Source organism: Candidatus Palauibacter sp., from assembly GCF_965208055.1.
In the GTDB taxonomy this organism is placed as follows: Bacteria; Gemmatimonadota; Gemmatimonadetes; order Palauibacterales; family Palauibacteraceae; genus Palauibacter.
On record NZ_CBDBNY010000004.1, the window covers coordinates 1,232,873 to 1,245,322 of the forward strand.

Annotated in this window: 5 protein-coding genes; 2 read left to right on the forward strand and 3 right to left on the reverse strand. The window is 70.0% G+C overall.

Annotated elements, in window-relative coordinates:
• Positions 1-77: 77 nt before the first annotated feature.
• Positions 78-4,187, reverse strand: a complete 4,110-nt coding sequence (locus ACOGXI_RS05630; protein WP_419937906.1) for an FG-GAP-like repeat-containing protein — start codon at positions 4,185-4,187, stop codon at positions 78-80.
• 232 nt (positions 4,188-4,419) lie between these two features.
• Between ACOGXI_RS05630 and ACOGXI_RS05635 the strand changes: the two genes are divergently transcribed.
• Complete coding sequence (locus ACOGXI_RS05635) at positions 4,420-6,003, forward strand: ATP-binding protein (protein ID WP_419937907.1); 1,584 nt, start codon at positions 4,420-4,422, stop codon at positions 6,001-6,003.
• On the opposite strand, the gene ACOGXI_RS05640 is transcribed toward ACOGXI_RS05635, so the two are convergent.
• Together ACOGXI_RS05640 and ACOGXI_RS05645 are read right to left on the reverse strand one after the other, a co-directional pair.
• Positions 5,984-7,798 (reverse strand): CRTAC1 family protein, encoded by a 1,815-nt coding sequence (locus ACOGXI_RS05640; protein WP_419937908.1) that lies wholly within the window; start codon positions 7,796-7,798, stop codon positions 5,984-5,986. The genes ACOGXI_RS05635 and ACOGXI_RS05640 overlap by 20 nt on opposite strands.
• Positions 7,795-10,812 carry a tetratricopeptide repeat protein gene (locus ACOGXI_RS05645; protein WP_419937909.1) on the reverse strand — a complete coding sequence of 1,006 codons (3,018 nt, stop codon included), beginning with the start codon at positions 10,810-10,812 and terminating at the stop codon, positions 7,795-7,797. The genes ACOGXI_RS05640 and ACOGXI_RS05645 overlap by 4 nt, the downstream gene beginning before the upstream one ends.
• Before the next feature lie 176 nt (positions 10,813-10,988).
• On the opposite strand from ACOGXI_RS05645, the gene ACOGXI_RS05650 reads away from it, so the two are divergent.
• Complete coding sequence (locus ACOGXI_RS05650) at positions 10,989-12,179, forward strand: ATP-binding protein (RefSeq protein WP_419937910.1); 1,191 nt, start codon at positions 10,989-10,991, stop codon at positions 12,177-12,179.
• Positions 12,180-12,450: the final 271 nt, after the last annotated feature.

Consider the following 12,450-nt stretch of genomic DNA (forward strand, 5'->3'; position numbering starts at 1 on the left):
CACCGTATGTGCTAAGGCCACCGCTGGGGGATCCTCTTAGGCTGTTTGCAAGAGTTTCGTGTCGACTCGTCGCATTCCTATTTCGCCTGGCCATGCTGCCTCCCGTAGTTCTCTTCTAATGTGTCCAGCTCTACTTTCAGCGACACCGCTCGGTCGAACGCTCTCCGGATTGGTTCGGACTCTTCCGCCAGCACCGTAGACCAGCGCCGTTCGTCCAGGGTCTGAGCGTCCGCCGGGGAGAACCGCTTTCGGCACAGAAGACAAATCTTGACTGGACTAGCACTTACGCTGACGTACAGCGGACGAATCAAGAATCCATCGGGATTCTCGTCGATCGCCATGTGAGCGCAGACACGCTGTAGCTTAGTTCTGAGTCGTTTCATCCTCCATGCTCGCCAACCATCGGATCGGGTTATGACGACGATGACCACCCCAAATACGCCGGTAATGAGGGCAGCAACGATGACCGGATGGGACAGGAAACCGCGCGCTTGCGTGACCCACAGCGGAGCGATCGGAGGGAGCCGCAGCGGGCTGACGCCCTGAGCCGGATCCAATCGTGTGGAATCATGCCTCTCCGCAGGGATCACGCGTGTGAGATACTCCCCGAGTGCCGGGTCGTCGGGGGAGTCGGCGCGGCTCTCGTCCGGGGGAGGGGGATAGCCCGACAGCGCCCGCGATGGGAGGGGCACGACACGGTCTCCCGTGGCGGTGTTGAGGTCGCCGTCCTTCACCCAGCCGACGGAGTAGATGAGGAAGGTGCGCGTCCAGCCGTCCAGCAGCGCGGGGAAGGCCTCGGCGTCGAAGCGGAGCGTGATCTCGTCTCCCGCGTTCTGGATCACGTAGCGGTCGTCGCCCTCGGTTACGAGGTCGGTCACGTCGCCGAAGCGGGTGTAGAGGCCGAACAGGTCGTGCCAGCGCGGCTCGACGGTGACGGAATCGTAGTCGAACCAGTGCGGGCCGTAGCGGCCGCCCTTCCGGTATTCGCGCGCGAAGCCGCGGTAGTGGATGTCCGCGTTCATGGGCGCGAGCGACGTCACGCGCGCCTCGTCCGCCGCGGGGTGGGCGGGGCCGGTCGTGAAGAAGGCCTCGTCCCAGTAGACCATGAGGTTCGTGCGGATCCGCACCCGGCGGTCGTCGGTCGGAAACAGGCCGCGCAGGTCGGCGACGACGGTCTTGTCCTTGCCCGACGGGAAGCTGAGGCCGGGGATCGCGGGCTGCCACTCGCCGCCGGGGCCCATCACATCGAGTTCCGGGAAGTGCGGCTGCAGCGCGTCCGACTGCCCGATCGCGACGTTGATGCTCGCGTCCGTGGGGAAGATCCACCCCGTGAGGAAGAGCGTGACGTCGCCGGAGGCCGCCTCCGGACCGAGGTCGAGGATGAGTTCGTGCGGCTCGGCGATCCCCTGGAAGCGGCCGGGGCGGAACGATGACACGTAGTCGAAGTCCCTTTCGGCGAGCGTCTCGCGGTGATCTCGCCCGGCTTCGTCCGTGGCCGAGACCGGGGCGTGCCGCTCCCCGACCCGCCACAGTTCGAGGTCGATCGGGGCGGGGGGGATGAAGGCCTCATTCACGTAGATGTCGATCTCCGAGGGATGGTCCACGGCGACGAGGTTGACACCGTCCACGTAGATCGTCTCCCACAGTTCCTCGGTGATCTGCATCACATACTCGCCGTCCAGCGGCTGGAGCACGCCGTCCGGGAGGCGCCGGTACTCCTGCGAGGGGAAGGCGGGGGCGTAGGAGCGCTGGCCGCCGAGGATGCCGAGCGGCATGCCGAGGGCGCTCTTCCACATCATGTCGCCGACGAACTCGAACCCGTCGCCGTCCCACACGTAGAGCATGGGACAGGAACCCTTGAGCGTCTGCTCCTCGACGAGATCCTGGTCCGTGCCCGGGAAGTAGAGGTCCTGCGGCACGCCGTTGGGCCAGTAGACGCGGACGACATCGGCCTTGAGACGCCCGTCGAGGCCGATGAGGGTCGTCGGGTCGGTGACGGTGTGGACCTGGAAGAGATCCCCGGCGCGCACCTCGACGCGAGCGCCGATTCCGAAGCGGTTGTTCTTGCGGCTCCCCTCGCCGAGTCCGGCGAGATCGAGCCTCAGGTAGTGGTTCGCGTTGCCGCCGTCGTTGCGCAGCAGGCGGGGCCGGCCGTCGGTCCCGAGGACGATGAGGTCGGCGTCGCCATCCTCGTTGTAGTCGAAGGACTGGACGGAGCGGAGGGCGAACGGGAAGTCGGGGAGGAACCGGTCGGCGGAGCCGAAACGCCCGTCCCCTTCGTTGCGGAGGAGGCGCAGCCCGGACTCGGAGCCGGCGCCCGAGGCGGGAGGCGTGCCCGCGACCGCGAGGTCCAGCCGGCCGTCGTTGTCGAAGTCGACGAAGAGAAGGTCGCGCGGCGCGAGGCCGTTCAGGGGCACGGTCGCGGCGAGCGTGAAGGCGTCGGTGGCCGAACCGTGGAGCAGCCGGAGGCCGCCCGCGCCGGCGGCGGCGATGTCGAGCCAGCCGTCCCCGTTCACGTCGCCGATGGCCACGGCCTGCGCATCGGCGGCCGCCGCGCCGCCGTCGCCGCCGGATGCGGCTCCGGAGAGGCGTTCGGTCCGCTCGCGGAAGGCGCCCCCGCGCTCGTTGTCGAACAGCCGGAGCCCGCCCGGACCCTCGGCGAGGACGACGTCGAGATCCCGGTCGTCGTCGAGATCCGCGAAGGCGGCAGCCCGCGTGTCGGCATCCGCCGAGCCCTCGAGGCCGAAGGCGGCGGCCATCTCGCTGAAGCTCAGGTCGCCGTTGTTTCGGAAGAGGCGGTTCGGGCCGGTCCGGGCCTCGAGGGCGTCGAGGTCCCCGTCCTGGTCGAGGTCCGCAAAGAAGACGCCGTTCGTCGCGCCGTCTCCGGCCCCCGCCTGCGGCGGCAGTTCGATCTCCCGGAAGCCGGCGGCGGGGTCGTTGCGGTAGAGGCGCGAGGCGGGCCCGGCCAGCCATGCGTCGAGTCGGCGGTCGTCGTCGATGTCCGCCCACAGGGCGACGGAGGCGCCCCCGGCGCCGGCGGCGACCGGGCCCAGCTCGTCCGTGGCGTCCACGTAGCGGCCGAGATCGACCCGGAGGAGGCGCCCTTCCCCGCCGCGGCTCCACAGGAGGTCCTCGTCCCCGTCGCCGTCGAAGTCGCCCACGGCGAGCGCGGCGGCGGGCTCCGCCCCGTCGGCGGGGGGCGGCCCGGGGGACAGGGCTTCGAGGCCGGCCAGCTCCGACGCATGGGTGTAGCGCAGCGCCGAGAGGACGGCTTCCGGCTCCTGGATGCGGAGCGAGACGAGGAAGCTGAAGTCGAGCGTGGCGACGCCGGCGAGGGGGCCGCCCGGGGAACGGAGCTCTTCGAGACTCGCCTGGTAGGGCGAGGTCACCTCGAACGCCGCCCGGAAATCGGCGAACTGGCTGATCGCCGTCGGGGCGTCGCCATCCAGGATCGCAGTTTCAGAGGCTTCGAAGGCCGCGCGCGGCCGCGCGCGGAAGTCCGGGGCGACCTGGCGGAGACTCTCCAGGGTGCCGAGGGCGGCGTCGAGTTCGCCGCGCGCGAGTTGCGCGGCGGCCAGCTCGGCGAGCGCGGCCAGGCTGCCCGGCGCGGCGGCGGCCAGGCGCGCGAGGGCGTTCGCCCGGGCGTCGGAGTCCGGGCCGGCCGCCCGGGCTTCCACCTCGGCCAGCGCCCATAGGCTGCGCGCGTGGGCCGGCTCCGCCGCCAGCGTCTCGTCGAGCAGCGCCCGCGCCTCCCCGAAGGCGCCCGTCTCGATCCGCAGCGTGGCCAGCGCCAGCGTGAGTTCCGGGTCATCAGGCGCCCGTTCCCGCGCCTCGACGAAGTTCTCCTCGGCAGTCCCGTAGTCCGCCGCCTTGAGCGCCGTCAGCCCGAGCCCCGCGTAGCCCGCCGCCTCGGCCGGCGCCATCTCCACGAGGCGCCGGTACTCGACCCGCGCGTCCTCGAGGCGGTCCTGCTGCAGCGCCGCGTCGCCCGCGCCCCGCGCCGCGAGGATGTCCGCCAGCGACGCCTCGGGAACCGGTGGCCCCGCCTCCCCACACGCGATGAACAGCGCGAGGGCGCCGACGCCAGCCGAGGCGACGACACTGCTCGGAGCCGAGACGCCCGTACCGCAACGCCGATTCCGCCGCCTCGCCTTGTCGCGCCAGCGGCGCCACTTGGGTTTCGTCAACGCTCCCCACGCTCCCTTCCGATGGCCCGTCCGATGGTCAATCCCGATGAGTTCGGCACCCGCTCGACCGCCTCCGGCTGCGTTACGAGCATGCGATCCGCCGCGCTCTATTAGCACATAACGTGTCCGGTTTCAACACGGTCGCGGCGCGGGCCGAGTCCCCGAGGCGAGGAGTCGGTGCGCACAGACCCGTACGGTTGCTCCCCGCACCCGGGGCGTCGAGCTTGGGGTCATGCGGGACTTCAACACGGCCGGGCCGGTACGGGCCGACATGCACTACTGCATTCCGCCGCTCGAACGGCCGACCCTCGCCGAGGTTCTCGCGCTCGTCCGGCGGGAGCGGTACTTCGTCCTCCACGCTCCGCGGCAGACGGGCAAGACCTCCGCGTTGCTGGCCCTGCGCGATCTGCTCAACGGCGGCTCCGAGGGCGACTACCGCTGCGCGTACGTCAACGTGGAACCCGCCCAGACGGCCCGCGAGGACGTGGGCCGCGCGATCGGGACCATCGTCGACCGAATGGGGACCGAGGCCCGGCACACGCTGGGCGACGAGGCCACGGCCGAGGCGGCGGGCGCCATCGACACGACGATCCGCCCGGACAATGCTCTCGCCGCATTCCTGGCCAAGTGGTCCGCAGCCGACCCGCGGCCGCTGGTGCTGCTGATCGACGAGATCGATGCGCTCGTGGGGGATTCGCTGGTCTCCGTGCTGCGCCAGCTGCGCGCCGGCTATCCGGACCGCCCGGATCACTTCCCGGCGAGCCTGGTCCTGTGCGGGATCCGAGACGTGCGCGACTACCGCATCCACGCCAGTTCCGAGAGAGAGGTGATCGCGGGTGGCAGCGCCTTCAACATCAAGGCCGAGTCGCTGCGCCTCGGCGACTTCACCGAGGCCGAAGTCCGGAACCTGCTCGGGCAGCACACCGCCGAGACCGGCCAGGCGTTCGCGCCCGAGGCGGTCGACGCCGTGTGGGAGCAGACCCGCGGCCAGCCCTGGCTCGTCAACGCGCTCGCGCGGGAGCTGTGCTTCGAGCACCAGGCGCTCCGTCTCCGGGACCGGCCCCTCTCCGAGGCCGACGTGTTCGCGGCGCGCGAGGCGCTGATCCTGCGCCGCGACACCCACATCGACCAACTGGCCGACAAGCTGCGGGAACCGCGCGTGCGCCGCGTTATCGAACCGCTGCTCAGTGGCGGCGACGCCGAGTACTCCGACCGCGACCGGGAGTACGTGCGCGATCTGGGTCTCGTGGCTCCGGACGCCCCCCTCCGGATCGCGAACCCGATCTATGCCGAGGTCGTGCCGAGGGAGCTGACCTGGGTTCTCCAGGATGAGATCCCCCGGCGAACGGCATCGTACGTTGACGCGGATGGACGTCTCGATCTCGACGCGCTGCTGGCGGCGTTCCAGGAGTTCTTCCGCGAGAACTCCGAGCACTGGATCAAGCGGGCGCAGTACACCGAGGCCGGACCCCAGCTCGTGCTGCAGGCGTTCCTGCACCGGATCGTGAACGCGACCGGTCGGATCGAGCGGGAATACGCGCTGGGGAGCCGCCGGGTGGACCTGCTCGTCGTGTGGCCGCGCGAGACGGGCCGGGCCGACAGGTTCGTGGTCGAGTGCAAGCTGCTCAGGCGCGGCCGCGAGCGCACCATCGAGCGCGGGCTGGAGCAGACCGCCGCCTACATGGACATCTCCGGCGCCGACGCCGGACACCTCGTGATCTTCGACATGCGGGAGGGACGAAGCTGGGACGAGCGCATCTTTCGCGAGCGGCGCACGGCCCCGGGCGGGAAGCGCATCACCGTGTGGGGGATGTGAGTTCGGACAGCACGATTTCCCCGCCGGCTTCTACCGGCCCCACGACGGTGCGGTCTCCACGCGGCCACGTCACGACGACGCTGTCGGCGCGCGGCGCCCCTCCCAGGCCCGCGAGCACCGGGTTCGTCTCGGACTGCGACAGATACGACGAGGCGGTCGAGAGGACGAACCGCTGCGCGACCGGTCCCACGAACACCCGCACGGTCGCCCCGACCGCGCCGAGATTCGGGGTCGCGCCCTCCAGCCGCAACCGGACCCAGCCGGCGCCGGGTTCCAGATCGTTCCGGAACAGTTTCGCCGGTCCGCCGTTCGTGGAGATCACCACGTCGAGATCTCCGTCCCGGTCGTAGTCGAACGTCGCCACGCCGCGCGCCACGATCGGCTCGTCGAACCCGCCGCCCACCAGGCTCCCGACCTCCGCGAACCCCCCGCGCCCGTCGTTGCGGAACATCAGCGGCGGCTGGGCGAAGGTCACATCCCCCTGAATCGCCTCGATCTCCGGCTCGATGTGGCCGTTTCCCAGCACGAGATCCACGTACCGGTCCATGTCCAGATCGGCGAAGCGGAGCCCGAACGTCAGCGGGAGGAGCGTCGAGCGCGTGAGCCTGGCCGACCCCGCCAGGTCCTGGAACAGCCGCGCCTGGATCTGCGTGAACAGCGACACCGGCTCGTTCGAGAAGTTGCCGATCGCAATGGAGAGCTGTCCGCGATTGAGGATGTCCCCCACGTCCACGCCCATCCCGGCGCGCGCCCGCCCGAACTCATCGAACGCGACCCCGGCATCCAGCGCCACGTCGGTGTACTTCCCTTCCCCCAGGTTCTCGTACAGGAAGTTCTGGTACGTGTCGTTCGCGATCGCGACGTCCGGGAGGCCGTCCCCGGTGAAGTCGTCGATCGCGATGCCGAGCGACTTCCCCTCGGGATTCTCGAGCCCGGACTCCGCCGTCACGTCCCGGAAGCCGCGCGCGGAGGGTGCGCCGTCGTCCGCACCGCCCGCGCCGACCCCGGCCGCCGATGCAGGTTCGTTTCGCAGGAGACGGCAGGATTCGCCGCTGTATTCCTCGGGGGTCGCGTAGGACTTGTTCACGCCGTCGCGGGTGAAGAAGAGGTCGGTCTCCGGCGTCCAGTCCACGTAGTTGCAGACGAGGAGGTCGAGCCAGCCGTCGCCGTCCGCGTCGAACCAGGCCGCCGCCGTGGACCAGGCCGGATCCGCCGCGCTGGGCGCATTCCCCTCCGTCCCCGTCTCCCGGGTCACGTCGGTGAAGCGCCCCCCCTCGTTCCGGTACAGCCGGTTGTCGCCGACCGCCGTCACGTACAGATCCGTGTCGCCGTCCGCGTCGTAGTCCGCCGCCGTCGCGCCCATCCCGTAGATGGGCCGCCCCAACCCGGCCTCGGCCGTCACGTCGCGGAAGGTCCCGTCCCCCAGGTTGCGGAGGAGCATGGACGTCGCGCCACGATCCTCGGCCCGACCCTCCCAGCCCGTGCCGTTGACGAAGAAGAGGTCGGGCCAGCCGTCGCCGTCGTAGTCGAGGACGACAACCCCGCTCCCCATCGTCTCCGGCATCCACTTCTCGCCGAAGGCGCCCGTCGCGTGCACGAAACGGATCCCCGCCGCGGCCGTGACGTCGGTGAAACGGAGGGAGGTGGACGCGTCGCTCCCGGCCCGCTCCGCGAAGCCGGGGCGCGTCTGCGTATACGAGGGCGGCTCGGCGGTTTCCGGGTCGTCCCCTCCGCACGAAGTCGCCGCCGGAGCGAGAACCGCCACGGTGAGGAGAGCTGTTCCGCGTGCGCTCATGAACCTCCGCCGCCGCTCGCCGGACGGACCGCCCCCGCGGCACCCGGTGAACCGGCCGCCGCCTCCGACCGCGCGAGCGGCCGCAGTTCGTGCGTGTGGATGTCCTGTGCCATCAGATTCACGCCGGGGTTCTCCGCCCTGTAGGCCCTCGTGACCGCCTGCGCCGCCTCGTCGATGCTGTAACGCTCGAACGCGGCCTCGCCGAGCGCCGCCTCGTCGCCCCGCCCCTGCGCCCGCAGGCTCAGCATGCGGTTGTAGTGCGCCTGCCGGTGCTCCGGATCGATGGCCAGCGCCCGGTCGAACGCCTCGACCGCCGCCTCGTACCGGCGGGCAAGATATCGCGTCCGTCCCAACTGGAACCAAGCCTCGCGATCCTCCGGGAAGGCGTCGAGCACCGCAAGGTACGCCGCCTCGGAGGCCTCGTACGCGCCGTCCTCCTGGTGCGCGCCGCCCCACACCCAGGCCACGCGCGGGTTGCCCGGTTCGATGGTTTCGGCCCGCTCGAGGTTGTCGAACGCGTCGTCGAGGTTGCCGGCGATGAGCGCCATGCGCGCCAGATTGAGAGGCCCGTCCGGGCGGTCCGGGAAGAACTCCGCCACCCGCTCGAAGGGGCGTTCGGCGAGCCGGTCGTTCCCCTCCCGGAGGAGCGCGATCCCGTAGTCGTTGTAGCGGACCCAGGTCTCCTCTTCCTGCCCGCCCGGGGTGACCGGGTCCACGCGACCGCCGACCCCGATCACGACCTCGTCGCGCGCGATCTCGGTCACGGGCAGGGCCGGCACGTCATCGAACTCCGCGAACCCCGCCGGGTTGGCGCCGAAGGCGAACTCCGTGTACGCCCGGTCGAACTTCCGCCACAGGACGCGCGCCCGCGCCGTCAGCGCCCCCTCCGGCAGGTCGGGCGGCAGCGTGATCCGGTAATGGGCGACGTCCGCGCTCCCGGGGCCGATCACGTTCACCGCGGCGGTCACGTGGATATCCTGCGCGTTCCGCTTCCGGATCGGCCGTCCCTCGCGGTCGAGGATCACGGCCTTGAACACGTGCGCCAGCGGATCGAGGTGCCCGTCCGGCCCGATCTCTCCGCTGATCGCGATCCGCCGCCCCTCGGCGTCCTCCAGTTCGAACTCGAGCCAGCCCTCGTTCGAGTCGTTCGTCCCTCCGGGGAAGGTGTGGCCCACGCCCCGGTTCCGGACGACGACCTCGAACATCACCGTCTCTCCCGGGGACACGCTGGGAGGCGACAGATCGAGTCCCATCTCGGGTTCGTCATCGGGGCCCCGGCGGAGGGCGAAGATGTCCACCCGCAGCTTCTCGTCCCGCAGGAACTCCTCGATGCGGCGGATCGTCGCCGTGTCCCCCCGCAGGAAGGGGAGCGCCGTGTTCACCGCCACGAACCGGTGCGAGCGCACGCGTCCGTTCTCCGCCGACACATCGCCGAGCGGGGCCTCCTCCCACGGCATGTGACAGTCCTGGCACACGCGCGCGGCCGCGGGCAGGTAGAAGGTGCGCGAGGCGTTCCGCGCCACGCCGCTGTCGTGCCAGGCGTCGTACTCGTTCTGTCCCCGCAGCCAACGGTAGTTATTGACGGGCTCCGTGAGGCTCACCTTGTGGCACGTGGCGCAGAACTCCGACGTGGAATGCACCGGTTTGAGGAGCTGTCCCATGTGGACGGAAGGCTTCGCCTTGAGCGCCGCGTCGTGCAGGAACGCGCCCAGCGTGCCCGCCTCCGCGTCGGCGAACAGGTACGGGTCCTCCTGCTCGTCGGCGATGTTGTAGTTGCCGTTTCCCGTGTTGTCGTGGATGCGGTCGATCGCGTGGCAGGCGAGGCAGGTGAGACCGGCCTGCGCCTCGACGGTGGCCGGGTCGATCGGCGCGTCCATCGCCCCGGCCAGCATGAGCGCGGGGTCGTGGCACCCGCTGCACCACTTGCTCTTCACGCGCCCGGCCGCGTCCGGTTCGAGCCCGAACTCTCGGAGGTGCGCGATGACCTCCGGCCCCGCCTCCAGCGACCCCGCCCGCATGTCCTCGATCGTCGCCGTATAGAAGGGGTTGTTGAAGGAGGCGAAGCGGTGCGCGGAGGTCGCCCACTGGGCCGTCACGTCCGCGTGGCAGCGCACGCACTGGGTCGCGCCGATGAGTTCGTCCGCCGCGAACCCGCGCCGTTCCACCTCGGCGCGGACGCGCGCCGCGCGCTCCCGGGCCGCCTGCGCCGCGAGTTCTCCCGCTTCCGTGCGGGTGATGATGCGGGAGGGCAGATAGCTCCCCGTGCTCGTCGTGGTCGCGGCCGGGAAGAACGGACTCTCGGGCGGCACGAGCCCGGTCGGGACGAAATCGGTGTCGAAGAAGCGGGACACGTCCCGGTCGCGGCCCCCCGGACCCTCGTTGAGACCCTGCGCGAGCGCGGCCTCCGCCTCCGGCGTGAGCTGCAGCCCGCGGTGCGTAAGGCTGTGCCACCCGATGAGGACGACGAGCACGCCCCCCGTGGCGAGCGCGAAACGGCGGACCCGCCGCCCCGGCGGACGCGCGTAGCTCACGAGCCGGTGCCCCGCGTAGGCGGAGACGATGAGGACGGCGCTCCCCACGTGCGCCCACCACGCCCAACTGTTCTCGCGGCTCGCGGCGGCGGTGAGGATGAAGAGTCCCGTGAGGACGAGAACCCCGCCCACGAGCCCCATGCCGATGCCCGTGAGGATCGAGGCGCGGTGCTTCCGCTTCCACACCGTGGGCAGGTGCGCGGCGAGGAATCCGAACATGATCGCGGCCAGCAGGAGCCCCACGCCCGTGTGGGTGAGCACCATCGTCTGGAACAGCGTGGGCAGCGAGTTCTCCCCCACCGCGAAGAACTCGAGCCCGAGCCCGTCCGCGAGCCGGTTCGCGAGCAGGTAGAGCGTGTTCGCCAGCATGAACACGGCGACGCCGAGCCCGAACCGGAGCCAGCGCCGCTGCCCCGTCCCGAGGATGGAGCGCAGCGCCGGCCGCCCGCGCGGTGCGGTCTCGACCCCCGTCTCCCGTGTCATCTGCCGGTCAGGATCCGGCGCGTTTCCTTCCATGCGTCAACGAAACCGCGCCCGGACAGTCGGCGCAACCAAGACCACCACGCCTCCTTCCCTCATGCCGCTTGGATTTATAGGCAGTTTAGCGATATTATCCTCTCACGATAAACTCGCTAAACTCCACATAAACCGGACGACCGATGGATCCGATTCTCAACCCCTACGCGCCGGGAGCCGGCATGCCTCCGCCTGAATTGGCGGGCCGCGATGACCTCTTGCGACGCGTGCGGATCACGCTGGAGAGGGCACGGCTGCGCCGCCCGGCCAAGAGCGTCCTCGCGGTCGGTCTGAGGGGCGTAGGCAAGACCGTGCTCATCCTCGAATTGAGCGACTACGCCGAGTCGCAAGGCATGCTGGTCACGCGCGTCGAAGCTCCTGAATCGCGCTCGCTACCCGCGCTGCTGGCACCGGGTCTTCGCCTGGCGATGATCGAGCTGGCGCGAAAGTCCCGCGCTCGCGAGCTGGCAGGGCGGGCACTCCGTGGTCTGGCGGGATTTGTTGGCGCCCTCAAGGTGAAGTATCACGATATCGAGGTCGGCCTCGACTTCGATCCTGAACCAGGTCTCGCGGACAACGGCGATCTTGAGCTTGACCTGCAGGCCCTTCTGCAAGCCGTCGGCGAAGCGTGTGCGAGCGCCGACACCGGTCTGGCCATGTTCGTTGACGAACTTCAATACGTCGACGAAGACGAGTTGGCGGCGCTGATCGTCGCGCTTCACCGAACTGCACAACGCAGTCTCCCGATCACCCTCGTGGGCGCGGGGCTCCCGCAGTTGCGCGGCCGGATGGGCCGGGCGAAGTCCTATGCCGAGCGTTTGTTCGACTTTCCGGACCTCGGTCCACTGTCCCAAGAAGCCGCGTCGACAGCAATCATCAAGCCCGCCCGGGATCTGGGAGTGGACTTCCAGCCGGAAGCGGTCGACATGATCCTCCGCGAGACCGAAGGATACCCCTACTTTCTCCAGGAATGGGGGAAGCACGTATGGGACGCGGCCGAGGGATCTCCGATCAAGCCGGAGGACGTACGGACGGCCTCGGCGGCAGCCATCGCGACGCTTGATGAGGGATTCTTCATGGTGCGCTTCGATCGATCGACTCAGGCGGAGCGAAGATACCTCCGGGCAATGGCCGAACTCGGTCCGGGACCGCATCGCTCCGGGCAGATCGCCGCAGTGCTTGACCGGGCCGTCACCTCGCTCGCGCCCATGCGCGCCCAACTGATCTCAAAGGGCATGATCTGGAGCCCCGGACACGGCGATACCGCCTTCACGGTGCCGCGCTTTGACGGCTTCATGCGGCGAATCCTCCCCGGAGCCGATTGGCAAAGATAGCCGCGGCAGATGCGCCATCGTTGATGTTGCGTCGGCGCAGGTTGACTCCATCGAACCAGGACGGGCGCGTCGGGCTGGGCGTGGAGCGCGTTCAGAGCGCCAGGCGGACCCCGACGCGAACCGAATCGTCACCAACGTCCGCCGCCCGGGCCACCGCAGCCCCCCCCCGGCGCATCGAAGGCTGAATCTTCTGCTCTTCTGACCCAGATCGAGGTCGCGACGCGGTATGTTCGAATCCTCGACGGAGTGGACATGGCGGCGGAGGGAGGCA

What these genes read in the sequence shown, in the direction of transcription:
- ACOGXI_RS05635 (WP_419937907.1), top strand. Translation starts at nt 4,420, where the DNA reads ATGCGGGACTTCAACACGGCCGGGCCGGTACGGGCCGACATGCACTAC.
- ACOGXI_RS05640 (WP_419937908.1), bottom strand. Translation starts at nt 7,798, where the DNA reads ATGAGCGCACGCGGAACAGCTCTCCTCACCGTGGCGGTTCTCGCTCCG.
- ACOGXI_RS05645 (WP_419937909.1), bottom strand. Translation starts at nt 10,812, where the DNA reads ATGACACGGGAGACGGGGGTCGAGACCGCACCGCGCGGGCGGCCGGCG.
- ACOGXI_RS05650 (WP_419937910.1), top strand. Translation starts at nt 10,989, where the DNA reads ATGGATCCGATTCTCAACCCCTACGCGCCGGGAGCCGGCATGCCTCCG.